The following is a 25,849-nucleotide window of genomic DNA, read 5'->3' on the forward strand; positions in this document are numbered from 1 at the left end:
AAAAATCAGATTCACGTCGTGTCACAACCAGCACTATCGGGGTCATGTGCCGAGCTCACCAGCAAAATAAAAACAAATCTCCTGCTCCATTGAACCGATTACACCTCTAATGCAACTCACTGGGTATCTATCGGAACTCCCAATGCCCGGACTTACCCATGCCACCCGCATTGCGCCGCTCCCCTAGATATTTCTTTTTGTTATTCGGGCACAGCAGTTTTTGCCCACTTTTCAAATCCAAATAACGGAGATCAACCCATGAGTAAGCGCTCCAAAAACAAGCCGGGTAAGTACGCAGCCCCCGCTGCCATTCTCGGTATCCTCGGCATTAGCGGCCAAGCATCCGCTGCCGATGGCAAAGAATACGTACAAGCAGATGCCATCAAAGGGGTAGCAAAAGTTAAACAACTGTCTGACGGCAGTGTCGAACTGGTGTTCGAAAACGGCGACGTGGTTAAAGTTGCCGCCAAAGACGTTTCTGTTGAAAACGGCAAAGTGCTGGTCAGCGCCGAAGCCATGGAACAACTGGCCGAAGCCGGTGCCCTGGGCGGTGCCGCCAGCTGGGTATCTGATAACCTGCTGTATATAGGTGCCGGTGTAGTTGGCGCAGCAGCCATTATTGCCAGCAACAATGGCGACGGCGGCCCCAGCGATGGCGACGACAACCTGGTGGGCAGCGCCATGGCAGACAACATCGACGGCCTCGCCGGCGATGACAACATTCAAGGCCTGGCCGGCAATGACACCCTGACCGGCGGCGAAGGTAACGATACTCTTGACGGTGGTGCCGACAACGACACACTTATCGGTAACGCTGGCAACGACACACTACTGGGCGGTACAGGCGACGACGTACTGCGCGGCGGAGGCGGTGCCGACATCAACAACGGTGGCGAAGGTGTGGATACCGCCGACTTCTCCGACATCGGCTCAGGCATTACCGCCGACCTGAACTCTGGCGACGCCAGCTACCAGGCCCCCAACGGCAACACCGTAACCGACACCCTGATAGATATTGAAAACCTCACCGGCTCCAGCAGCGACGACTCCCTCACCGGTGACGCCGGTGCCAACCGCCTGGAAGGCGGCGCAGGCAACGACACACTGGCTGGCGGCGGCGGTGCTGACACATTGATCGGTGGCGCAGGCGACGACGTACTGCGCGGCGGCGGCGGCCCCGACACTACCGACGGTGGTGAAGGCTCTGACACCGCCGATTTCTCCGACATCGGCACAGCAGTGACTGCCGACCTGAACGACGGCAGTGCCAGCTACGCTGCTCCCAACGGCAACACCGTGACCGACACTTTGGTGAGCATCGAAAACCTGACTGGCTCAGACAACGACGATTCCCTTACTGGCGACAGCGGCGCCAATACCCTCGACGGTGGCATGGGCAACGATACCCTGGTAGGCGGCGGCGGTGCCGACACCCTGATCGGCGGTGAAGGCGACGACATCCTGCGCGGCGGCGGTGGCCCTGACACCACAGACGGTGGTGAAGGTTCTGATACTGCCGACTTCTCCGACATTGGCTCTGCAGTCACCGCCAGTCTGGTGGATGGCGAAGCCAGCTACGCCGCTCCCAGCGGCGCCACAGTAACCGATACCTTAATCAGCATTGAAAACCTGACCGGCTCCAACAACGACGACTCACTCACTGGCGACAGCGGTGCCAATACCCTGGACGGTGGCATGGGCGACGACAGCCTGGTGGGCGGCGGCGGTGCCGACACCCTGATCGGTGGCGAAGGTGACGACGTACTGCGCGGCGGCGGCGGTGCCGACACCACTGACGGTGGCGAAGGCAACGATACGGCAGATTTCTCTGACATCGGCTCGGCCATCACTGCCAGCCTGGAAGACGGCGAAGCCAGCTACCTGGCCCCCAACGGCAACACCGTAACCGATACACTGATCAGTATTGAAAACCTAACCGGTTCCGACAACGACGACTCCCTGAGCGGCGACAGCAACGACAACGTGCTCACTGGCGGCCTGGGCGACGACACCCTGAACGGCGGCGACGGCGTAGACACGGCCGATTACTCCGATCTGGATGTGCCGGTTATCGTCAACGTAGACGGCGACGGCAATGGCACCGTTACCCGTGAATCCGGCTTTAGTGTTTCCGTGGAAAGCGTGGTTGTTGATCCGGCCATGCTGCGTGAAAACGCCATGTTGAATCCCGGCCTGTCTGGTGACTTTGTTACCGAAGCGGAATCCGGCAACCTGTACTTCAACATCCACACCAGTGACTTCCCCGGCGGTGAAATTCGCGGCCAGCTGGACACTATCGTCAGCGACACTACTGTGGATGGCGTGCGCACCCTAGTGCTGTCTGCGACTCTGGACGCGGCTCAAGAGCCCATGGACGCCTCCGACTCCAACGCCACTGGTGAAGGCACCGTAACCATCGTCATCGATGGCGACTCCATCACTTACAGCGCCGACCTGTCGGTAACTGGCATCGCTTCCAGCGAACTGCTGCCGGTAGCGGGCTTCTCTGCCATTCACCTGCACAACGACGTGCGCGACTCCAACGGCCCGGTTGTGCTGGACGTGATTCAAGACGCCGGCGCAGGCACCGACGGCGATGTCTTTGAGCAAGTCGAAGACGGCTTCTCCGTAGAGCACATGGATCAGCCTCTGGCCTCACTGACCACCGAGCAAAGCCCAGCTGACCTGGTGGCGGAAGCACTGGCGGATAACCTGTACTACAACATTCACACCAACGACTTCCCCAGCGGTGAAATTCGCGGTCAGTTGCTGGTTGTGGAAAATAATCTGGTGGACGGCGTAGGCACCATCGTGCTGGAAGCCACCCTGAACGGTGCTCAAGAGCCACCACCCAATACTTCCGATTCCGAAGCAACCGGCACCGGCACAGTGACTATTACCGTTGCTGAAGACGGCACCGTAACTTACAGCTCTGAACTGAGCGTAGACGGCATCTCCACCACCGATCTGCTGCCAGTGGCTGGTGTTAGCGCCATTCACCTGCACAACGCACCAGCGGGCAGTAACGGCCCGGTAATCACCGACATCGTACAAGACGCTGGCGGCACTGTTGACGGCGACGTGTTCGACGAAGTGGTGGAAGTAGATACTCTAACCTCCATCGAAATCATCACTGGCGCCAACGACAACGCGGTACAAATTGTTGGCGACAACGTGGACTTCGTGAACGACAGCCCCTGGAGTGCCGACAACAACGGCATTCTGGTGAACGGCGATAACGTGTCTGTGGAAAACAGCAGCACCATCGACGGCGCCTTCAACGGCGTCAACTTTGCTGCAGACTCCAGCGGTGGCTCACTCACCAACAGCGGCACCATCACCAGCGCCAGCCGTGGCGTTAACATCTCTGGCGACGACGTCACCATAGAAAACAGCGGCAGCATCGTGACCAGTGACGACCCACGCAACGGCGTGATCTACAGCAACGAAACTGCTGACAATGTGACCATCAACAACAGCGGCACCATTGACGCTGGCGAAGGCAATAATGGCGATGCGGTATCCCTGCAACTGAGCGGCGACGACAGCCACACGGTTACCAACTCCGGTGACATTATTGGCCGTGGCGATGTTGATCCGGACTCCTCTGCCAACAACCAGTCCAGCGGTGTGCGCCTGTTCACCAGCGATGAGTCTGCCACCTTCTCTGGCAGTATCACTAACGAGTCTGGCGCCACCATCAGCTCCGAAGCGGCCACTGGCCCTCGCGCTGGCGTGATTGTGCAGAACAATGTCAACTTCCAGGGCGACCTGAGCAACGCTGGCACCATTTCCGGCACCAATAACGGTCTGTACTTCGGCACTGGCGACCACGCCGACGGTGTGGCCACCAATGAAGAAGGTGGTGTGATCAGCAGCGACAGCCGCGCGGTGAATATCGACGGTGACGGCCTGACCTTCGTTAACAACGGTGACGTACTAGGTACTGGTAACCAGCGCAATGGCACCATCTACTCCGACGGCACCGCCAACAACTACACCATCATCAACCGAGGCTTGGTTGACGCTGGCGAAGGCAACGACGGTGCGGCTATTGCCCTGCAATTGGGGGCAGAAGGCGAGACTGACGCCACCATCACCAACAGCGGAACCCTGCAAGGTCGTGGTCAAGGCGCTGCCGATCAGGGGGTTGCCGGCGATGGCCTGCGCCTGTTCACCGACGGCTCCACCTTTGTCGGCGAGCTGGTGAATATTGGCACTATCGACTCGGAAAGTACTCAGGGGCCAACAGCGGGCGTTCGTCTGGCCAACGGTGTCAGCTTCCAGGGTGAAATAGAAAACCTGGGCGTCATCTCAGGTGCCAACAATGGCCTGTACTTCGGCACTGGCGACCACTCCGGTGGTGTAGCCACCAACGCAGTCAGCGGTATCATCAGCAGCGACAGCCGCGCGGTGAATATCGATGGCGACGGGCTCACCTTCATCAACGAAGGCCGGGTACTGGGTACTGGCGACCAACGCAACGGCACTATCTACTCCGATAGCACCGCCAACAACTACACCATCGACAACAGCGGCTTGGTGGATGCGGGCGAAGGCAACAACGGTGCGGCCATTGCTTTGCAACTGGGTGCGGAAGGCGAGACTGACGCCACCATCATCAACAGCGGAACCCTGCAAGGTCGTGGCCAAGGTGCTGCTGACCAGGGTGTTGCCGGTGACGGGCTGCGCCTGTTCAACGACGGCGCTACTTTCGTTGGCTCTATCGACAACTCTGGCAGCATCGACTCCGAAAGCGCAGTGGGCCCCACAGCGGGCGTTCGCTTCAGCAACGGTGTGAGCTTCCAGGGCGAGTTGACCAACTCCGGTACCATCTCTGGCGTGAATAACGGCCTCTATTTCGGCACTGGCGACCACACTGGCAGCTTGGTGTTCAACGAAGAAGACGGTGTTATCAGCAGCGATAGCCGTGCGGTGAATATCGATGGCGACGGGCTCGTCTTCATCAACGAAGGTCGGGTACTGGGTACTGGCGACCAACGCAACGGCACCATCTACTCCGACGCCACCGCCAACAACTACGCCATTGATAACCGTGGTTTGGTGGATGCGGGCGAAGGTAACAACGGTGCGGCCATTGCTTTGCAACTGGGTGCGGAAGGTGAAACTGCCGCCTCTATCTTTAACAGGGATACTCTGCAAGGTCGTGGTCAGGGCGCTGCCGACCAGGGTGTGGCCGGTGACGGACTGCGCCTGTTTAACACCGGTGCTACTTTCGTTGGCTCTATCGACAACTCTGGCAGCATCGACTCCGAAAGCGCCGTAGGCCCAACAGCGGGCGTACGGGTTGCTAACGGCGTTAACTTCCAAGGCATGCTGACCAACTCCGGCACCATTTCCGGCGTTAACAATGGCTTGTACTTTGGTACTGGTGACCACAGCGGTAGTTCTGTGGTTAACCAAGATGGTGGTGTGATCAGCAGTGATAGCCGCGCTGTGAATATCGACGGTGAAGGCCTGAGCTTTACCAATGACGGTGAAGTGGTCGGCACCGGTGACCAGCGCAATGGTACTGTGTACCTGGATGGCACTGCCGATGATGTTTCCATCATCAACACCGGCAGCATCGATGCCGGAGAGAGCAACAGCGGTTCTGGTATTTCCACTCAGGTGGGCTCCGCTTCCGAAGATTCTCTGAGCGAAAACATCAGCATCACCAACAGTGGCTCCATTGACGGCCGTGGCGAAGGCGAAGCCAACGCCGGGGTACGCTTCTTCAACGGTTCTGGCGAAGAGGAAGCAAGCCTCAGCACCAGCATCAACAACTCAGGAACCATCAGCTCTGAAGAGGCTGCCGGCATCCTGATTGAAGAAGGCGTCAATGCCGACGGCAGCACCATCGTCAACAGCGGCACCATCAGCGGCGGCAACGGCGTTGCCATCGATGCCTCTGGTGCAGCGGGCGATCTGGTAGTGGACAGCTCTGCAGGCACCCTGGAAGGGTCTGTACTGCTGGGCTCTGGCGACGACCAGTTTATCGGTGGCGACGAAGACAACACCGTTCAAGGTGGTCTCGGCAACGACGATCTGAACGGCGGTGACGGCTTTGATACCGCCGACTTCTCCGATCTGGACGTGCCGGTCACTGTCATGCTGGATGCCATGGGCAACGGTACCGCCACTCGCGAAACCGGCTTCAGCGTGATGGTTGAGAATGTTGTGGTCGATCCTGCAGCACTGGGCCCCGCCGCCACTCTGAACCCGGACTTGTCTGGCGACTTTGTCACCGAAGCGGAAGCGGGCAATCTGTACTTCAACATCCACACCAACGATTTCAACGGCGGTGAGATTCGCGGACAGTTGGACACCATCGTGTCTGACGACACCGCAGAAGATGGTACTCGCACTCTGGTTCTGTCTGCCTCTCTGGATGCGGCTCAGGAGCCTGGCCCCACCTCTGACTCTGAGGCAACCGGCGAAGGCACCCTGACCGTTGTGGTTGCACCGGATGGCACCATCAGCTACTCCGCAGACCTGAGCGTGACCGGTCTGGCCACCTCCGACCTGCTGCCAGTAGCGGTGTTCTCAGCGATCCACATCCACAACGATGTGCGCGGCGAAAACGGCCCAGTTGTGCTGGATGTGGTGCAAGACGCCGGCGGTGACGTGAACGGCGACACTATGGATGGCGATGTATTTGCCGAAGTGGTGGAAACCGATACCCTCACCTCCATCGAGAACATCATCGGCTCCGGTGATGACGATGTGATCATTGCCAGCGGCGCAGCCGCCAACACCATCAGTGGTGGTGACGGCGACGATCGCATTGCCGGCGGCGGTGGTACCGACGTCATCGACGGTGGTGCAGGCTTCGATACCAACGACTTCTCCAACATCAATGTGGGTGTTGACGCAGAAGTAGGCGGTGTTGAAGTGAACCTGGCCGCAGACGGTACCGGTACAGCCTCCTACCTTGGTGGCGGTAATCCAAGTAACGTGATCAACGAAAGCTTCACTGGTATCGAAGCCATCGAGGGCACCGAAAACAATGACACCATCATTGCGACCGGTGCTGCTGCCAACACCATCGAAGGTGGCGACGGCGACGACTTCATCGCCGGTGGCGGTGGCCCCGACAGCCTGGACGGCGGCGACGGTATCGACACCAACAGCTTCAGCACCATCGGTGTGGGCGTGGTTGCCGACCTGAACTCCGGCTCGGCATCTTACCAACCCAACCCCACCACCACTGTGTTCGAGAACTTCTCCAACTTCGAGAACCTGGATGGCACCGGTCAGAACGACCAGCTATTCGGCGACAGTGGCGCCAATGAACTCACCGGCAACAACGGTGACGACCTGCTGGTCGGCCGCGGCGGCGCTGACGTGCTGGAAGGCGGTGAAGGCAACGACGTACTGCGCGGCGGCGGCGGTGCCGATGTCAACAACGGTGGCGAAGGCATCGATACAGCCGACTTCTCCGACATTGGCTCTGGCATCACAGCCAGCCTGCTTGACGGCGAAGCCAGCTACGAAGCGCCCAGCGGTGCGACCATCACCGACACCCTGATCAGCATCGAGAACCTGACTGGCTCTGTAAACGATGACGATCTGACCGGCGACGGTGAAGACAACCTGCTGGCGGGTGGTGCCGGTAACGACACCCTCACTGGTGGCGCTGGCAACGACATCCTGCGCGGCGACGCGGTGGGCGACGGCACAGCCATTACCGTGTCCATCACCAACACCCTGCCCGCCGGTGGCACCTTCCTCACACCAGTGTGGTTCGGTTTCCACGACGGCGCTAACTTCGACCTGTTCAATGCCGGTGAAGCAGCCAGTGTTGGCCTGGAACGCTTGGCGGAAGACGGCTCCATTGAGGGCATCGCCGCTGAGTTCAACCAGCAGGTGGGTGAAAACGGCGTTGACGCCACCATTCTGGGACTGGGCGCAGGCGCACCAGGACCGATTGATCCAGGTGAAACCGCCAGCTTTACGCTGAACGTGAACACCGATCTGGTCGGTCAGGGCTTCTTCACCTGGGCCACCATGGTGATTCCGTCCAACGACGCCTTCCTGGCAGTACCGGACGACGCTCTGGCGGATCCGATCTTCGACGCCGATGGCAACTTCATCGGGCCATTGGTGATCGAGCGCTTTGGCAGCGACGTACTGGACGCGGGCACCGAGGTCAACAACGAAGAAGGCGCTGCCTTCCTCAACCAGACCGCTCGCAACCAGGGCACCGCTGAAAACGGTGTTGTTAGCGTTCACCCAGGCTTTAACGGCTCGGTGGGTAACCCGGATGCCACGCCTGTGAACATCCTCGGCGGAGAAACCGCGGCTGGAACCATTGTGGACCCGGTTATCGGCGACTTCACCAACGGCAACCCACAGTTGCTGCGCATTGAAATCAACCTGGCAGCAGGTGGTGACGATGTGCTCGACGGCGGCGAAGGCAACGACATCCTCGACGGCGGCGTTGGTAACGACGAGCTGATCGGTGGTGCCGGAGCTGACGAACTGCTGGGCGGTAGCGGTAACGACGTACTGCGCGGTGGCGGCGGTGCCGACATCAACAACGGCGGCGAAGGCATCGACACGGCTGACTTCTCCGACATTGGCTCGGCAGTGACTGCGAGCCTGGTTGACGGCGAAGCCAGCTACGAAGCACCCAGTGGTGCCACCATCACCGACACGCTGATCAGCATTGAGAACCTCACCGGTTCCAACAATGACGACAGCCTTACCGGTGACGATGGCGACAACGTGCTAGACAGCCTGGCGGGCGACGACACCCTCACCGGTGGCGCAGGTTCTGACACCTTTGTGGTTCGTGAAGGCAGCGATGCCGACACCGTCACCGACTTTGACGTCGACAACGACGTGATTGAGGTGAACGACCTGGTAGCCGACGCTGCAGCGGCTCTGGCCCTGGCGGTGAACAACGGCGGCAACGCTGTGATCGACTTCGGTAACGGTGATGTCATCACCCTCACCGGTGTCGATGCGGACGACCTGACAGAAGCCAACTTCGCGGTGCTCAACACCCCGGCCCCGGTTATGTCAGCTTCTGCCATGTTCACAGAACTGTCAGACGAAGAGGCTGTTACTGAAGAGTCTGATTTTGAAGACTCCAGCGACGATGGCTTCTCTGACGACAGCATGGAAGCCGCCGATATGGCAGCCACCCAAGCCATGATCGATAACTTCGAAGTGGCGTAAGTAACTGTCTAGCGAGGGGTTCGCCTCTCGCAACGGCAAGCAAATCCCCATACCTGGCAACGGGTATGGGGATTTTTTTATCTATCGTCATTGCGTGTGAAGCAAGATCGATACCTCGTCATTGCGAGGGAGCGTAGCGAACGCGGCAATCTAGAGGTTTTAACTTCGTCGTTTTTTCTTTAGGCAATTTTTCAATGCAGGTTTCGCCTGCTGGCGAGTTACTTTTCTTTGTTTGCCCAAAGAAAAGCTAACCAAAAGAAAGGGCACCCCCGTTCCGTTGGCCCTGCGGGCTCCCCTCGCTCCGCACAATTGCCACGGGCCGGTCTTACTCGCATCCCTGCTCGATCGACCTAACGCGCACATCCTTGTGCGCGTTTCCCTACCAATTGCGCTGCGCTCGGCAACTCCAAGGGGGATAAACCACGCACGGAATTTACTACGGAGTACACCTATTCCCCTTCGCCCTTGCCGAGTGACGGAGGTGACATAGGGTGAAACGGACAGGACGTCCGTTTCAGCGCAGCGGGTACAGGAAGTACCCTCTGCGCGACCCGGCCATGGCACCGGAGGAACGAGGGTACCCCGAAGGGGCAAGGGCGACTGGGGCGTGCTTTTTTGGTTACTTTTTTACACGAGTAAAAAAGTAATTCACCTTCCATTGAACCAAAACCTCATTACCCGCCACTCACCGGGTACAGAACAAAAACCGCCCACAGTGAGTCGCCGATATGCCCGAAAAATCCGCCGCCGGTAACGGCATCGATAAGAGCAACAGCAGCGGCTTTATGCGCTGGTTAAAAGCCATTAATGGGGAAATTCCCGGCTTCTTGAAGCCGTTTCTGGGCTTTAGCCTGGCCATCAATATTCTGCTGATGGTGTCCCCCCTGTATATGTTGCAAGTGTACGACCGGGTGCTGACCTCCGGCTCCAGCGACACACTGATCTGGCTCACCGTGCTGGCGGTATTCCTGCTAGCCATTTACGCGGCAGCGGAAATGGGACGGCGGCGTTTGTGTACGTTAGCGGCGGAAAATATTGAAGACAAAATCTCTGAACAGATTTTTGTGGAGTTCGAAACCAAGCACAGCGCTGGTGACAAGCTGTCGCAAAACCTCAATGTACTGGGGCGGATTCGCGGACTGTTCCAGAACCATTTGGTAACGCCGTTTTTTGACCTGCCATTTACGCCGCTGTTTTTTCTGGTGTTGTTTCTGGTACACCCGGTGATCGGTTTTATTGGTCTGGGAGGCGGTGCCATTATTTTTGCGGTGGCGGTAGCCGCAGAAATGAGTACCCGCGGCACCAATGAAAAAGCGTTGAACGCCAGCGCTCAGGCTCACCAACTGGCATCTGGCCTTGCCCGACAGCGCTCTGCCATGGTGGCCATGGGCTTGTGCCAAAACGCCCTGCAAAAGTGGCGCACCGCTAAAGAAGTGGCGCGTGAGTACAATCTGGAAGGTAGTGCTCGCGAAGGCACCTTCAGTTCCATTTCTCGTTCGGCCCGGCAAATTCTGCAAACCTTTATTCTCGGTGCCGGTGCCGCCCTGGCCATCAGTCAGGAAATTTCGCCGGGGGCGATTGTTGCCGGTTCCATTGTGCTGTCCCGCGCGCTGGCGCCCATCGACCAGATTGTCGGCAGCTGGCGCGCCATTACCCAGTGCCGCGTTGCCTGGCAGCAACTGGAAAGCACTCGCGAAAACGACCTTCAACAACAGGCATTCACTCCGCTGCCCAGACCCAATGCACAACTCACTCTGGATCGTTTGTCCGTAGCCGCCCCTGGCAGCAACAAGCCGATGGTGCACCCATTTAGCCTGCAAGTGAACGAGGGCGATCTGGTGGCTTTGGTAGGCGGCAACGGCGCCGGTAAAACAACCTTGTTGCAAACCCTGGCAGGGGCTTGGGAGCCGCTATCTGGCAGCGCCGCACTGGGCAATCGCAACATTCACAGCTGGCACAGCGCCGACCGTGGCCAGTACGTGGGCTATGTTCCCCAAGACGTGGAACTGCTGCCGGGTACTGTGGGCGAAAACATCGCCCGTATGAGCGACGCCGAGCCGGAGGCGATTTTCGCCGCGGCCCAACGCGCCGGTGCCCACGAGATGATTTTGAAACTGCCACAAGGTTACGACACCCAGCTCACTTCCAGCGGCCAATTATCCGCCGGGCAGCGGCAATTGATCGGCTTGGCCCGCGCCCTGTTTGGCGAGCCCGCTCTGTTGCTGCTGGACGAACCCACCGCCAATCTGGATCGGGATGCCGGGCAAGCGGTTATTCAAAGTCTGCAGGCCGTGGCTAAAGCTGGTGCTGTAATCGTAATCGCCAGCCACGATCGCCGATTGATTGCCGCCACCGCGACCACCCTGCTAATTCGCAACGGTTCGGTGTTGTCGGCGGAATCGAAAAACTACCTGCAATCCATCTCTCCATCCAGCAAGTCTGCTACTAAAGCCAAAGTGGGAGCAAAAGCATGATTCACCTGACGCCCAAAAGTGACAAGCGCGTGGTACGCACCGCCCTGGTGTGCATGATTGGTCTCGGTGGTTTCCTGTTGTGGGGCGCATTTGCCCCATTGGAAGAAGGCATCGCCGCCTCCGGCAAAGTGGTGGTAGATAGTCAGCGCAAAGTGGTGCAACACCTGGAAGGGGGCATTATCAGCGAGATTCGCGTGCGCGATGGCCAGTGGGTGGAGCAAGGCCAGGTGGTATTGGTTCTTGAAGACACGGTATCCCTCGCCAGCCGCGATCTGACTATTCAGGAATACGCTGCTCTGGCAGCGTCAGTAGAGCGTCTGCAATCCCTGAAACAAACCGACGCCGAGCCTGACTTTTCCTTGTTGGACAAGCTGGCACTAGGTGAGCAAGAACGCAAAGATATTATTGAGCGGGAACAGGATTTATTTCACCAGCAAAAAAGCGCCCAAGCCGCCGACCTGGCGGTATTGGAAGCCCGCCGCAACGCCGCGGTGCAAACCCAAAAAGCCCGCAGCGAGCAAATCACCATCGTGGAGCGCGCCTTGAAAGCCGCGCGCGAAGAGTACCAGCTGATCAACACCATGCTGGAACAACGCCTCGCCCGCCGCGACCAAGCCACTAATATCGAGCGCCAGGTAATTAACCTGGAATCGGAAATCGCCCAGCTGCACAGCGAGAAGCAAAACGCCGCTGCCTCGGAGCGCGATCTTGAAGCGCAAATCCGCCAAACTGGGGCCAATTTCCGCCAGCAAATATCCGCCACCTTGCTGGAAACACGCACTGAATTACAGGCGGTGGAAGAACGCCTGAGCTCTACTCAAAACGTGCTGGATCGCTCGGTAATTCGCGCACCGGTATCCGGCGAAGTGCTGAATATGCAGTTCGCTACGGTGGGCGGCGTGCTGCGCCCCGGCGAAACCATTATGGAAATTATCCCCAATATCGGCGAAGTCACTGCCTCTATCCGCATTGCTCCGCAGCAGCGGGCGTCGGTATTTGAAGGCCAAACGGTGCGTACGCAAATCTCCGCCTACAAAGGCTGGCAGGCACCACAACTGCAGGGCAAGGTGCTGGACGTCAGCGCCGACCTGAAAACCGACCCGGCCACCTCGCAAAGTTATTACGAAGCGCGGGTACTGATTCCCGCCGACGAAATGCAGCGGGCCAACAACATCGACGTAACCCCCGGTATGCCGGTGGATGCGTTTATCTTTTCTGGCCGCAGCCGCACCATGTTCGACTATTTGTTCGAGCCGCTGGGTAAATCCATCTTCCAGGGGCTGCGTTCATCGTGAAAAAATCATTGATTGCCTTTGCACTGTTTGCATCTGCTACTAGTGCAGTAGCAGAACAAAGTTGCCTGAGCTTTGAACAGACTCTGGCCTTATCCGCCAAGCTAGACCCGGCAGTGGCCGTAGCACGCGCTCGCAGCCGCGAAGCCGCCTCCGACCTGCGGGAAGCAAAATCCCTGTATAAACCGCAGATCAACGCCTTTGGCCGCACCGGCAGCGGCAATACTGATGTGGTAGACAGCACCATCCAAAACCAGATTGGCCTGCGCATTTCCCAGCGGGTTCTGGATTTTGGCGATGCCCGCTACGCCCGCCGTGCCGCCAATAGCAACCTGGAAGCCAGTAAAGAAGACATCCGCCTGGCGCGACTGGCCGCCGCCCAGGAATCCGCCCTCGCCTTTTTAGCGGCACTGAACGTGCAAAAACAACTGGACGCTACTGCGGAACGGCAGGACTACTTTCGCCAGCAACTGGAATCCGTCGACAAACTGTTGGACCAAGGCGGCGCCACCTTATCCGAGCGAGCCGACGTAGCGGCACAACTGGCAGACGCCCAGGCGTTTTACCTGGAACTGCAATTCCAGCTGCAACAGGCTCAAACCCGCATTGCCATCAACACCGGCAACGAACAAGACCTGTGCCCCAGCAACGACTTGGGCGGCTATCTGAACGCCCAGGTAAACACCCTGCCCAACAGCGAAGCCGCCGTCAGCCTGGCCTTGAATGAAAGCCCTACCATCAAAGCCCTGCAAAACCGCGCCGACAGTTTTAACGCCGAATACCAGCGGGAAAAACGCAACCGCTTGCCCATTATCGACGTGGTGGGTATTGCTTCTTATTCCTCACTGGGCAGCGGCAGCGACTTTGAGCTGCAAGACCGCATCGGCATCGACGTATCTGTTCCGCTATACACCGGCAGCGCCCTGGGCGCTCGCAAACAACGCTCCGCCTCTCGCGAAGCTGCCGCCCGCAGCGAACTGCAAGACGCCCGCCGTCAACTGCGGGAACAAGTGCATATCACCTGGTACCGCATTTCCTCTCTGGAACGGCAACTGAGCAGCCGGGAAACCGTAGTGGAGCAATACCGCAAACAACTGGATGCCGCAGAAATGGAATACGAACTGGGCACCCGCACCCTGCCAGATTTGGTGGAAGTGCGATTGGAGTATGAACAGGGTAATTTAGCGAGGATACAGACGGAGTTTGATTTGTTGCAACAGCGGGTGGGGTTGTTGGTGTTGACGGCACGGCTGGCAGTACCAAAGAATCTTCAATAAGATATTTGCAGTGTTATCAGTAGTACTTTCCATAAAACAAAATCAATGGAAGAACACCAATCAGCACCGTAATACAAATACCCATTTTCCCAGCAACAATTAAGTAACTCTTTTTAGGGTTTTTGGGATTGTAGAAAACCTTAACTTTTCCATCTGGCAACTGCTGCACCGATGACATCTGTTTTTGCAAAATAAGCCGCACGTTGTGACTGGCCACAAATACCCATGGAGAAATCCTTTTTCCTTCGTAAGCGATATTGGACACACAATACTTATACAACGCTTCTGCCACATACTCTTGGTTGGAGCGCACTAAATCAGTACCGCCAAACTTCTCAACGTCGAGTTCTACCAATGCACCTTGGGTAAATGGCCAAGATCTGGTGCGAATTTGAAATACCAGTGAATAAGCACAGGTAGCGAGCAAATACAGCGCGGCAAAAAACCAAATACCCTGCGCTTTTCCTTGTACGGCCAGTTGCCACATTTCCTGAATATAGGTGGCTAAATCCATGGTTTGGAATCCCTGAAATTCTTGAATTTAAGAATTAATTTCCTATTTGTTGATCGTTCAGCCCCAATATATACAACACCCCATCCAGCCCCATATGGGAAATAGTGTGCTTGGCGGTAGCGCGTACTAAAGGCTTAGCGTGAAACGCTACCCCCAGCCCGGCGATGCCCAACATAGGCAGGTCGTTAGCGCCGTCACCTACAGCGATTACCTGATCCAGTTCCAAACCTTCTTTGGCAGCCAGCTCACGCAGCAACTCCGCTTTGCGGTTGCCATCCACTACCTCGCTTTTGACTTCACCAGTAACTTTGCCATCCACCACATCCAGCTGATTGGCAAACACATAGTTAAAGCCCAGTTTGCGCTGCAGGTAGCGACCAAAGTAGTTAAAGCCACCGGAGACAATGGCGGTTTTGATGCCCTGCTTATGCAGGGTAGAAATCAGGCGTTCGCAGCCAGGGGACAAGCGCAGGGAGTCGGCGATGCTGTCCAACACCGACACATCCAGGCCGTTGAGCAAGCCCAGGCGTTTGGCAAAGCTCTGCTTGAAATCCAGCTCGCCGCGCATGGCGGCTTCGGTAATCTCGGATACCTGATCACCGACACCGGCGCGCTTGGCCAGTTCGTCAATCACTTCTGCCTGAATCAGGGTGGAGTCCATATCGAACACCGCCAGGCCGTAGTGGCTGCTGTCCGGCGCGTTCATTTGCAAAGCCACATCCGCACCCCGCTGCTCCGCTTCACTGCGCAGAGAAACCAGCAATTCCGGCTGCATCTCTTCTGGGCCATCTACCTGCCATTGCAGGCAGCTGTGATCGTCCCGCTGAGCCAGCCACTGGCGTTCCACCACAGTAAAGTCGTGGGCCACAAACAAGGTTTCAATTTGCTGGGACAAAGCCTGATCGATTGCAGGGGCCTGCAAGGTTACCCGGGCATTTAGCATGGTATAGATCCATTAATGATACAAAGGCGCGTATTTTATGGCCCTTGGCACAAGCCATTCAACGCTGCACACCGCGAAAACGTAAAATTTGACCGAATCAATTTTCGCCAACCGGCGCAGCGGTTATCATTGCGCCTTTGCCGACCTGTCACATACGGACATCCATGGCCACCAAACACTCTTTCGCCGTTCGCCTGCCCCTGGTTACGCTGGTACTGTGCCTGCTTGCCGGGCTGTTGATTGTATCGCTGGGTCAGTGGCAAACCCGCTTGTTGGCGGAAGCGGAGAGCGACCGCCTGGGCAAAGCACTGGCGGCCCAGTCGGCGGAGATTATTCGCCCTTACATTTTGCACAACGATCTGGTCAGTTTGCAGGTACACGTGGATCACCTGGTGCGGCAAACAGAAGCCTCGGCTGCCACTATCTTGAATGGCCAACAACGCCAGCTGGCCCACAGTGGCACCAGCAGTGACAGGGCAACCCTGAAGACTTATCGCCAGGCGGTGATGATTGAAGGGCGCACCGCCGCCACCGCCAGCGTTGGCCTGAGCATTGATACGCTGTTGGAACGCTATCGCAAGCCACTGGATTGGGTGTTGGCTGTATGGGCTGGCTTTTCCCTGTTACTGGTAACCGGAGCCTTGTTAACAGGCCGCCGTTTGTCGAAGCAACTGGCGGCCGTTACCGAGCGTTTGCCCGGCGACCCAGGCGCGGAACAGAAAGGCAATGAATTGGAGCTGCTTGAGCAACGCCTGGAGCCGCTGCTAACCGCCAGCAACGAGCAACAGGAGCCAGAGGAAGAAAGCGCCCTGCAAATGGCTACTATGGCGCTGCACTGCAAGAACCTGAAGAAGCTTGAAGTGCAGCTGAGCAAAGACAAATTCCAAAACCTGCTGAACAAGCTGGACGACGATCTTGATCACCTGGCAACCCTGTACGAAGGCCAGCGCCGGGCCGGCCGCGATCAGACCTTGTTTATCGAATTTGGCGGCGATACTGAAACTGGCGACCACCCGGCACGAGCCTTGTTCTGTGCGCAGATTTTGCTGCAACTGGCCGAACACTACGCCCGCGCTCAGGGAGTGGCTATGGAGTTGTCAGCGGCAGTAAAACTCAGCCCCGCCACCGCCGGTACCGCGCTGCTCAATGATTTTGAGCGGGAAAAGCGGGAACTGGAAGTAGCCCGCCTGGCCCAACAAAGCCACGCCAAACAGATACTGGTGGACAGCGCCACCAGCCTGCACCACTCACTCAGCGACGCTATCAACAGTGACGAACTGTCAGAAAGTGCCGACTTGCATCAGATCATCGGGTTTACCAAAGAGTATCAAGGGTTGCTGGATAAGCAGCTGCGGTATTTGGTAGAGCAATAAGCGGCGGGCTGCGCGCTTCTGGCTGCGGGCAGCTCTCTGCAGTCATCGCGAGCGAAGCGTGGCGATCTCCACCTGGGCACTTCGATATCTGGAGATTGCCACGGCCTTCGGCCTCGCAATGACGCAGTTAGTTTATACACTTTGTCCTCACTCCCTCTAAACCGCTCGCCGCCAGAAGCTCGCAGCCCGTTGCATCAAAGTTTACGTTAACGTAAACTTCCTCCATGCCCAACCAACACACTTACAACATCTCCCAACTGGCCCAAGAGTTCGATATCACCACTCGAACCATCCGCCACTACGAGGACATCGGCCTGTTGGCGCCGGATCGCAAGGGGCAGACACGGATTTACAGCAGCGGTGACCGCACCAAGCTAAAGTTAATTTTGCGGGGCAAGCGCCTGGGGTTCAGCCTGGAGCAAAGCCGCAACATTATCGAAATGTACGATCCGGCCAGCGGTAACAAAGAACAGTTACAAAGCCTGTTGCAGGGCATAGAGCAACAACGCCAGCACTTGAAGCACCAGCTGGAAGAAATCAATCTGCTGATGACCGACCTCGACGAAGCCGAGCGCATCTGCAGGGAGCAACTGAACGGAAAACAACCATGAGCATTTATTACCCCACCCTGAATTTCGACCTGGGCGAAGACATCGATATGTTGCGCGATGCGGTGACCCAGTTTGCCCAGGCGGAAATCGCCCCTATCGCCGAAGAAACCGATCAGAAAAACGAGTTTCCCAACCATTTATGGCAAAAGCTGGGAGAAATGGGCTTACTGGGCATGACCGTGGCCGAAGAATACGGCGGCACCAATATGGGCTACCTGGCCCACGTGGTGGCGATGGAAGAAATCTCCCGCGCATCCGCGTCTATTGGTTTGTCCTACGGTGCTCACTCCAACCTGTGCGTTAACCAGATTCACAAGAACGGCACTCACGAACAAAAGCTGAAGTACCTGCCTAAGCTGTGCTCCGGTGAGCATATCGGCGCTTTGGCCATGTCCGAACCCAACGCCGGCTCCGACGTGGTGAGCCTGAAGCTGCGCGCGGTCAAAGACGGCGACCACTACGTGCTCAATGGCAACAAAATGTGGATCACCAATGGCCCCGACGCCCACACCTATGTGATCTACGCCAAAACCGCGCCCGGCGAAGGCTCCCGCGGTATCACCGCCTTTATCGTGGAGCGCGACACCCCGGGGTTCACCCAGGCGCAAAAACTGGACAAGCTGGGCATGCGCGGTTCCAACACCTGTGAGCTGGTGTTTGAAGACGCTCGCGTGCCAGCGGAGAACATTCTCGGCAAAGAAGGCGAAGGCGTTAAGGTACTTATGAGCGGTCTGGACTACGAGCGCACCGTCCTTTCGGGCGGGCCAACCGGCATTATGCAGGCCTGTATGGATATCGTGGTGCCTTATATTCACGACCGCAAACAGTTCGGCCGCGCCATCGGTGAGTTCCAGCTGATGCAGGGCAAAATTGCCGATATGTACACCACACTCAATGCCTGCCGTGCCTACTTGTACGCGGTGGCCAAAGCCTGCGACCGCGGCGAAGAATCCCGCAAAGACGCCGCTGGTGTCATCTTGTACTGCGCCGAAAAAGCCACCCAGGTAGCGCTGGAAGCGATCCAGACCCTGGGCGGCAATGGCTATATCAACGAATTCCCCACCGGTCGCTTACTGCGCGATGCCAAGTTGTACGAAATCGGCGCTGGCACCAGCGAGATTCGGAGAATGTTGATTGGTCGGGAATTGTTTAAAGAGACTGAATAAGAATTTGAGCCCACCTGAGGGAGTGCACGACTTGGCCACCATCCAATCAAAAATAAACACCCGCTCCGCCGACTTCACCGCCAACGCTGAAGCCATGCAACAGCAGGTGAACGACCTGCGCGATAAGCTGGCGCAAATTAAACTGGGCGGTGGTGAAAAGTACCGTGACAAACACGTGGCTCGCGGCAAGCTGCTGCCTCGCGACCGCATCAATGCCCTGCTGGACCCTGGCTCGCCGTTTTTGGAGCTGTCACAACTGGCCGCCTGGGAGGTGTACGACGATTACGTACCGGCAGCGGGCATTATTACCGGTATTGGCCGAGTGGAAGGCCAAGAGTGCATTATCGTGGCCAACGACGCCACGGTAAAAGGCGGGTCCTATTACCCGCTCACCGTCAAAAAACACCTGCGCGCACAAACTATCGCCGACCAGAATAATCTGCCCTGTATTTATCTGGTGGACTCTGGCGGTGCTAACCTGCCCCGCCAGGACGAAGTATTTCCAGATCGCGAACACTTTGGCCGCATCTTTTTTAATCAGGCCAACCTGTCCGCCAAAAATATTCCGCAGATCGCCTCGGTCATGGGTTCCTGCACCGCTGGTGGCGCCTACGTACCCGCCATGGCGGATGAGTCCATTATTGTGAAGGAACAGGGCACCATCTTTCTGGGTGGCCCACCGCTGGTAAAAGCCGCTACCGGCGAAGTGGTTTCCGCCGAAGAATTGGGCGGCGCCGATGTGCACTGCCGCACTTCCGGAGTAGCAGATCACTACGCCCAGAACGATCATCACGCCTTGCAGCTGGCACGCCAGGCAGTATCGCGGTTGAACCGCAACAAACCGGCGCAACTGGATATATCCGAGCCCAAAGCGCCCCTGTACGACCCGGAAGAAATCTACGGGGTTATCCCCAACGATTCCCGCAAACCCTACGACGTGCGCGAAGTCATTGCCCGAGTAGTAGACGGCTCCGAATTTGATGAATTCAAAGCCCTGTACGGTACCACCCTGGTGTGTGGCTTTGCCCGCATCCATGGCTACCCGGTGGGCATCGTTGCCAACAACGGTATCTTGTTTGGCGAGTCCGCCGAAAAAGGCGCCCACTTTGTGGAGCTGTGCGCCCAACGCAAAATCCCATTGGTATTTTTGCAGAACATCACCGGCTTTATGGTGGGCCAGCAATACGAAGCGGGCGGCATCGCCAAGCACGGCGCCAAAATGGTCACCGCCGTAGCCTGCGCCCAAGTGCCCAAATTCACCGTATTGATCGGCGGCTCCTTTGGCGCAGGTAATTACGGTATGTGCGGCCGCGCTTACGACCCGCGCTTCCTGTTTATGTGGCCCAACGCCCGCATCTCAGTAATGGGCGGCCCACAAGCCGCCGGCGTACTGGCACAGGTGAAACGGGATCAGAAAGAAGGTCGCGGTGAACAGTGGAGCGAGGAAGCCGAAGCGGAATTCAAGCAGCCGATTATCGACGACTACGAACATCAAGGGCACCCCTACTACGCCTCCGCCCGCTTGTGGGACGACGGCGTGATCGACCCGGCAGAGACGCGCAACGTACTTGGTTTGGCAATATCCGCGTCGTTAAATCAGCCCATAGGCGACACCAAGTTTGGTGTCTTTAGAATGTAAACGGAAGCACAAACATGACTGCTGTATTACTTAATATTGATGAGCGTGGCGTAGCCACCATCACCCTGAACAACCCGAAAAAGCACAACGCTTTCGACGACGCCATTATTGCCGAGCTGGACAAACTGTTCACACAGCTGGCAGGGCGGGACGATGTGCGTATTGTGGTACTGGCTGCCGAGGGCCGCAGTTTTTCCGCTGGTGCTGACCTGAACTGGATGCAGCGTATGGCCAGCTACAGCTACGAAGAGAACCTGCGTGACGCTCACGCCTTGGCAGAGATGTTACGCAAGCTCAACACCCTGCCCCAACCCACCATTGCCCGGGTACAGGGAGCTGCGTTTGGTGGTGCAGTGGGTTTGATCAGTTGTTGCGATATGGCCGTCGCCGCCAGCCGCGCCAGCTTTAGTTTGAGTGAAGTCAAGATTGGCCTGCTCCCCGCAACCATCTCCCCCTACGTGATCGACGCCATCGGTGCCCGCGCCGCGCGCCGCCTGTTTACCACCGCAGAACGGTTTAGCGCCAAAGCCGCTCGGCGCCTGGGCCTGGTAAGCAAGGTGGTGGACGAAGAAGACCTGAAAAAAGAGCTCGATCAATTGATCGACAGCCTGCTGGCCAACAGCCCACAAGCAGTGCGCGCCGCCAAGCTGCTGGTGTTTGATGTGGCCGGTAAACCGTTGACTGCAGAATTGATCGAACACACCTGTGAGAAAATTGCGGCAATTCGGGTGTCAGAGGAAGGGCAGGAAGGATTACAAGCGTTTTTGCAAAAACGAAAGCCGAGCTGGATTAACCACGAGCAATAATTATGTTCACCAAAATACTGATCGCCAACCGTGGCGAAATCGCCTGCCGGGTTATCAAAACCGCTCGTTTATTGGGCATTAAAACCGTTGCGGTTTATTCCGACGCCGACCGAGATGCTCTGCACGTGGCTATGGCAGACGAAGCAGTACATATCGGTGAACCAGCACCGCGAGATTCCTACCTGCGCGGCGACAAGGTGATTGAAGCCGCCCTGAAAACCGGCGCTCAGGCCATTCACCCCGGTTACGGTTTTTTGTCGGAAAACGCCGAATTCTGCAAGCTTTGCGCCGACAATAATATTGTGTTTATCGGCCCGCCTATCGAAGCCATTGAATCCATGGGCTCGAAATCCGCTGCAAAAACCATTATGGAAAATGCTCAGGTGCCACTGGTGCCAGGCTATCACGGCGACGATCAAAACCCGGAGATTCTCCGTAAAACCTCCGACGAAATGGGCTACCCGGTGCTGTTGAAAGCCGCCGCTGGCGGTGGTGGCAAAGGCATGCGCCAGGTGTGGAGCGCCGATGAATTTGACGAGGCACTGGCCGCCGCCAAGCGCGAATCCATGAACGCTTTTGGCGACGACAAAATGCTGGTGGAAAAATACCTCACCCAGCCCCGTCACGTAGAGCTGCAAGTTTTCTGCGACAGCCACGGCAATGCGGTTTATCTGTTTGAACGGGATTGCTCCGTACAACGCCGCCACCAGAAAGTGATTGAAGAAGCCCCCGCTCCAGGCATGACCGATGAACTGCGTGCCCAAATGGGTGAAGCCGCTGTACGCGCTGCACAGGCGATCAATTACCAGGGTGCAGGCACGGTGGAATTCCTGTTGGATGTGGACGGCTCGTTCTACTTTATGGAGATGAACACCCGCTTGCAGGTGGAGCACCCAATCACTGAATTCATTACCGGTCAGGATTTGGTGGAATGGCAACTGCGGGTAGCGGCTGGGGAAGCACTGCCACTGCAACAAAGCGAGTTGCGCATCAACGGCCACGCTTTTGAAGCCCGTATCTACGCGGAAGACCCGGCCAACGACTTTCTGCCAGTCACCGGCACCCTCAATTACCTGCAGCCACCGATGGAATCAGAGCATGTGCGTGTGGACACCGGCGTGCTGCAAGGGGACGAAGTCAGCGTATTCTACGACCCGATGATCGCTAAACTGATTGTGTGGGACGAAAACCGCGACCGCGCCCTTAACCGTCTGACCGCCGCGCTGGCGGAATACCGCATCAGTGGCATGACCACCAACACCGAGTTTTTGTACAACCTGGCCAGCTGTAAACCGTTCCGCGATGCCGATCTGGATACCGGGTTTATCGAAAAACACCACGACGCGATCTTTCATACCGACGACAGTGACTCCGGCCAATATCTGCCATTGGCGGCGCTGTATCTGGTGTTGAAGCAGGAACAACAAGCCCAATACCGTGCTCACGGCAGTAACGACCCCTATTCCCCCTGGAACCGCCCCAACGCTTGGCGCCTGAACGAGACACACAGCCACACGCTGGAAATCGACCTCAATGGCCAGACCCATTCGGTCACAGTGGAGGAGCACAAAGGTAGCCGCTATAAAGTCCGATTTGGCGATAACTGTGTTCTAGCCAGCGGCGAACTGAATGGCGATGAGCTCTACGCGGATATCGACGGTTTCCGCCAGCGCATCACCGCCAGCGAACACGACGGTCAGTACACCTTGTTCAGCGCCGAACAGGCACTGCACTTCTCTCTGGTACAGCCGGATCTCGGCGACGCCGATGGTAGTGGCAATGCAGGTGGTATGACCGCCCCCATGAACGGCACCATTGTCACCCTGCTGGCGGAAGTAGGCACCGAAGTGGAAGCGGATGCCCCCCTGCTGGTGATGGAGGCCATGAAAATGGAACACACCATTCGCGCGCCAGCGGCGGGCAAAGTGACGGAGTTTTACTATCAGCCGGGGGATCTTGTCGACGGTGGCAGTGAACTGGTGGCTTTTGAGGTACTTGGCTAGTGGCCACACGTCTGACGTCGCACGTCGCACGTCGCACGCTAAAGCCAAGCACCTTGTAGGTCGGCCTTCAGGCCGTCAAACAGCTCAAAACAACCTCGGTGTCGGGCTAAAGCCCGACCTACACAGAATGGTGCTTTTAGCGTGCGACGTCAGACATGCGACGTGCGACCTTTCAAACAGAGCGAAGAACGATGACTAACAACTCAACCGCCTTACGCAGCTCCGAACTCCCAAAGCGAGTCAAAATCGTCGAAGTCGGCCCTCGCGATGGTCTGCAAAACGAAAAGCAGCCCATTGATGCCGCCACCAAGATTGAGCTGATAGATCGCCTTACGGACGCCGGGCTCGGTTATATCGAAGCAGGCGCTTTTGTGAACCCTAATTGGGTACCGCAAATGGCGGGCAGTGAGGAGGTGTTTCAGGGGATTAAACGCAAACAAGGCGTTACTTACGCTGCCTTGGCACCCAATATGAAAGGCTTTGAGCGGGCCCTGGAGGTGAATGCCAGCGAGGTGGCTATCTTTGCTGCTGCATCCGAAGCTTTTAGCCAGAAAAACATTAACTGCTCGATTGCCGAAAGTCTGGAGCGCTTTCAACCAATTATGGCGGCAGCCAAGGAAAAAAATCTGCCAGTGCGCGGCTATGTGTCTTGCGTGGTGGGCTGCCCTTACGAAGGAGAAGTCGCCCCGGAAAAAGTCCGCGAGGTGTCAACGGCCCTTTACAACATGGGCTGCTACGAAGTCTCTTTGGGCGATACCATCGGCGTCGGAACCCCCGCTAAAATCCAGCAGGTTGTAGCTGCCTGCGCTCAGGATGTGCCCTTGGAAAACCTTGCCGTGCACTTACACGACACCTACGGCCAGGCCATCGCCAATATCTACGCCGCCCTGCAAATGGGCGTCAGTGTGGTGGATAGCTCTGTAGCAGGCTTGGGTGGCTGCCCCTACGCCAAAGGTGCTTCCGGTAATGTCGCCACCGAAGATGTGGTTTACCTGTTGGACGGCTTAGGCATTGAGCACGATACAGACCTGCAAAAATTAATCGATGCAGGCAATTTTATTACCGGCAAATTGAATCGTGAAAATGGTTCCAAAGTAGCACAGGCGAAAAACGCAGCCTGTTAATCGAAAAAAATTCGTCATTCCCGCGCAGGCGGGAATGACAAAATGATAGGAGCACTCCATGTCCGGTTTTGACAAAGTCGTCACCAGCTACGAGGAAGCAATGGCTGGCCTTGAAGACAATATGACCATTATCGCAGGCGGTTTTGGCCTGTGCGGCATTCCCGAAGGTCTGATCGCCCAAATTAAAAAAATGGGCACTCGCGGATTAACTGTGGTTTCCAATAACGCCGGTGTGGACGGTTTTGGCCTAGGCATTTTGTTAGAAGATCGTCAAATCAAAAAAATGATTTCTTCCTACGTGGGCGAGAACGCTTTGTTCGAAAAGCAGTTGTTGTCCGGCGAGTTGGAAGTGGAGCTAACGCCTCAAGGCACCCTGGCGGAAAAAATGCGCGCTGGCGGCGCTGGTATTCCAGCGTTTTTTACCCGCACCGGCTACGGCACCCCCATTGGTGAAGGCAAAGAAGTACGCGAGTACAACGGTCACCAACACATTCTGGAAGAGTCCATTACCGGGGAGTTCGCTATTGTCAAAGCCTGGAAGGCAGACCGTTACGGCAACCTGATTTATCGCCACACCGCACAAAACTTTAACCCTATGGCCGCTACTGCCGGGAAAATTACTGTAGCCGAGGTAGAAGAAATTGTTGAACCCGGTGAACTGGATCCTGCGCAGATCCACACACCGGGTATCTACGTGAACCGGGTGATTCAAGGTAAGTTCGAGAAGCGTATCGAACAACGCACCGTACGCCAGGCATAAGGGGGAAAAACATGTCACTGACTCGTGAACAACTCGCTATGCGCGTGGCGCGCGAACTGCAAGACGGCTACTACGTAAACCTGGGTATCGGCATTCCCACTCTGGTGGCCAACTATGTCCCAGATGGCATGGAAGTGATGCTGCAATCAGAAAACGGTTTGCTGGGTATGGGCCCCTTCCCCACCGAAGATGAAGTGGACGCCGATATGATTAACGCCGGCAAGCAAACCGTGACGGCGGCAACTGGCGCATCCATTTTCTCTTCCGCTGAATCCTTTGCCATGATCCGCGGCGGCCATGTGGATCTAACCGTGTTGGGTGCCTTTGAGGTGGACGTGGAAGGCAATATTGCCAGCTGGATGATTCCCGGCAAGTTAATTAAAGGCATGGGCGGTGCCATGGATTTGGTAGCCGGTGCCGGTAATATTATCGTCACCATGACACACGCGGACAAACACGGCAACTCCAAGCTGCTGCCCAAATGCTCCCTGCCGCTGACCGGCGCTGGCTGCATCAAAAAGGTGGTCACCGACCTGGCGTATATCGAAATTGAAGACGGCAAATTCCACCTTAAAGAGCGGGCGCCAGGCATAAGCGTTGAAGAAATTGTTGCCAAGACAGGTGGTGAACTGGTGGTTCCAGATAAAGTTCCAGAAATGACATTTTAAAGGCCGTAAGAAA

The 25,849-nt window shown here is 57.0% G+C and carries 15 protein-coding genes; 13 read left to right on the plus strand and 2 right to left on the minus strand.

Going from position 1 to position 25,849, the window contains the following annotated elements:
- Nucleotides 1–258: 258 nt before the first annotated feature.
- The 4 genes from KFE80_06620 (at nt 259) to KFE80_06635 (ending at nt 14,229) form a co-directional block, all read left to right on the plus strand.
- On the plus strand, nt 259–9,186 hold the full coding sequence (locus tag KFE80_06620; GenBank protein ID UTW46542.1) for a CHRD domain-containing protein: 8,928 nt from the start codon (nt 259–261) through the stop codon (nt 9,184–9,186).
- A 728-nt stretch (nt 9,187–9,914) separates the two neighbouring features.
- Complete coding sequence (locus KFE80_06625) at nt 9,915–11,660, plus strand: type I secretion system permease/ATPase (GenBank protein ID UTW46543.1); 1,746 nt, start codon at nt 9,915–9,917, stop codon at nt 11,658–11,660.
- A complete protein-coding gene (locus KFE80_06630) occupies nt 11,657–12,955 on the plus strand; it encodes an HlyD family type I secretion periplasmic adaptor subunit (protein UTW46544.1) in 1,299 nt (432 codons plus the stop codon). Before KFE80_06625 ends, KFE80_06630 begins: the two co-directional genes overlap by 4 nt.
- Complete coding sequence (locus tag KFE80_06635; protein ID UTW46545.1) at nt 12,952–14,229, plus strand: TolC family protein; 1,278 nt, start codon at nt 12,952–12,954, stop codon at nt 14,227–14,229. The genes KFE80_06630 and KFE80_06635 overlap by 4 nt, the downstream gene beginning before the upstream one ends.
- Before the next feature lie 16 nt (nt 14,230–14,245).
- On the opposite strand, the gene KFE80_06640 is transcribed toward KFE80_06635, so the two are convergent.
- Nucleotides 14,246–14,743, minus strand: coding sequence for a DUF3592 domain-containing protein (locus KFE80_06640; GenBank protein ID UTW46546.1), 498 nt, complete (start codon nt 14,741–14,743; stop codon nt 14,246–14,248).
- Between the two features lie 34 nt (nt 14,744–14,777).
- Complete coding sequence (gene serB, locus KFE80_06645) at nt 14,778–15,686, minus strand: phosphoserine phosphatase SerB (protein UTW46547.1); 909 nt, start codon at nt 15,684–15,686, stop codon at nt 14,778–14,780.
- Between the two features lie 164 nt (nt 15,687–15,850).
- On the opposite strand from serB, the gene KFE80_06650 reads away from it, so the two are divergent.
- From KFE80_06650 to KFE80_06690, 9 genes are all read left to right on the plus strand, one after another.
- On the plus strand, nt 15,851–17,059 hold the full coding sequence (locus tag KFE80_06650; protein ID UTW46548.1) for a hypothetical protein: 1,209 nt from the start codon (nt 15,851–15,853) through the stop codon (nt 17,057–17,059).
- Between the two features lie 224 nt (nt 17,060–17,283).
- Nucleotides 17,284–17,670, plus strand: a complete 387-nt coding sequence (locus tag KFE80_06655; GenBank protein ID UTW46549.1) for a MerR family DNA-binding transcriptional regulator — start codon at nt 17,284–17,286, stop codon at nt 17,668–17,670.
- A gap of 2 nt (nt 17,671–17,672) precedes the next feature.
- Nucleotides 17,673–18,836 (plus strand): isovaleryl-CoA dehydrogenase, encoded by a 1,164-nt coding sequence (locus KFE80_06660; GenBank protein UTW46659.1) that lies wholly within the window; start codon nt 17,673–17,675, stop codon nt 18,834–18,836.
- Between the two features lie 31 nt (nt 18,837–18,867).
- Nucleotides 18,868–20,475, plus strand: a complete 1,608-nt coding sequence (locus KFE80_06665; protein ID UTW46550.1) for a methylcrotonoyl-CoA carboxylase — start codon at nt 18,868–18,870, stop codon at nt 20,473–20,475.
- Between the two features lie 14 nt (nt 20,476–20,489).
- Nucleotides 20,490–21,281 carry an enoyl-CoA hydratase/isomerase family protein gene (locus tag KFE80_06670; protein UTW46551.1) on the plus strand — a complete coding sequence of 264 codons (792 nt, stop codon included), beginning with the start codon at nt 20,490–20,492 and terminating at the stop codon, nt 21,279–21,281.
- A gap of 2 nt (nt 21,282–21,283) precedes the next feature.
- On the plus strand, nt 21,284–23,284 hold the full coding sequence (locus tag KFE80_06675) for an acetyl/propionyl/methylcrotonyl-CoA carboxylase subunit alpha (protein ID UTW46552.1): 2,001 nt from the start codon (nt 21,284–21,286) through the stop codon (nt 23,282–23,284).
- 191 nt (nt 23,285–23,475) lie between these two features.
- Nucleotides 23,476–24,408 (plus strand): hydroxymethylglutaryl-CoA lyase, encoded by a 933-nt coding sequence (locus KFE80_06680; protein ID UTW46553.1) that lies wholly within the window; start codon nt 23,476–23,478, stop codon nt 24,406–24,408.
- A 58-nt stretch (nt 24,409–24,466) separates the two neighbouring features.
- The gene (locus KFE80_06685; protein ID UTW46554.1) at nt 24,467–25,168 is read left to right on the plus strand and encodes a CoA transferase subunit A; all 702 of its coding nucleotides are present in this window, start codon (nt 24,467–24,469) and stop codon (nt 25,166–25,168) included.
- A gap of 11 nt (nt 25,169–25,179) precedes the next feature.
- Nucleotides 25,180–25,836, plus strand: a complete 657-nt coding sequence (locus KFE80_06690; protein ID UTW46555.1) for a CoA transferase subunit B — start codon at nt 25,180–25,182, stop codon at nt 25,834–25,836.
- The last annotated feature ends 13 nt before the right edge of the window (nt 25,837–25,849 follow it).

The organism is bacterium SCSIO 12696 (assembly GCA_024397955.1).
In the GTDB taxonomy this organism is placed as follows: domain Bacteria; phylum Pseudomonadota; class Gammaproteobacteria; order Pseudomonadales; family Porticoccaceae; genus SCSIO-12696.

What these genes read in the sequence shown, in the direction of transcription:
- KFE80_06620 (UTW46542.1), top strand. Translation starts at nt 259, where the DNA reads ATGAGTAAGCGCTCCAAAAACAAGCCGGGTAAGTACGCAGCCCCCGCT.
- KFE80_06625 (UTW46543.1), top strand. Translation starts at nt 9,915, where the DNA reads ATGCCCGAAAAATCCGCCGCCGGTAACGGCATCGATAAGAGCAACAGC.
- KFE80_06630 (UTW46544.1), top strand. Translation starts at nt 11,657, where the DNA reads ATGATTCACCTGACGCCCAAAAGTGACAAGCGCGTGGTACGCACCGCC.
- KFE80_06640 (UTW46546.1), bottom strand. Translation starts at nt 14,743, where the DNA reads ATGGATTTAGCCACCTATATTCAGGAAATGTGGCAACTGGCCGTACAA.
- serB (UTW46547.1), bottom strand. Translation starts at nt 15,686, where the DNA reads ATGCTAAATGCCCGGGTAACCTTGCAGGCCCCTGCAATCGATCAGGCT.
- KFE80_06650 (UTW46548.1), top strand. Translation starts at nt 15,851, where the DNA reads ATGGCCACCAAACACTCTTTCGCCGTTCGCCTGCCCCTGGTTACGCTG.
- KFE80_06655 (UTW46549.1), top strand. Translation starts at nt 17,284, where the DNA reads ATGCCCAACCAACACACTTACAACATCTCCCAACTGGCCCAAGAGTTC.
- KFE80_06670 (UTW46551.1), top strand. Translation starts at nt 20,490, where the DNA reads ATGACTGCTGTATTACTTAATATTGATGAGCGTGGCGTAGCCACCATC.
- KFE80_06675 (UTW46552.1), top strand. Translation starts at nt 21,284, where the DNA reads ATGTTCACCAAAATACTGATCGCCAACCGTGGCGAAATCGCCTGCCGG.
- KFE80_06680 (UTW46553.1), top strand. Translation starts at nt 23,476, where the DNA reads ATGACTAACAACTCAACCGCCTTACGCAGCTCCGAACTCCCAAAGCGA.
- KFE80_06685 (UTW46554.1), top strand. Translation starts at nt 24,467, where the DNA reads ATGTCCGGTTTTGACAAAGTCGTCACCAGCTACGAGGAAGCAATGGCT.
- KFE80_06690 (UTW46555.1), top strand. Translation starts at nt 25,180, where the DNA reads ATGTCACTGACTCGTGAACAACTCGCTATGCGCGTGGCGCGCGAACTG.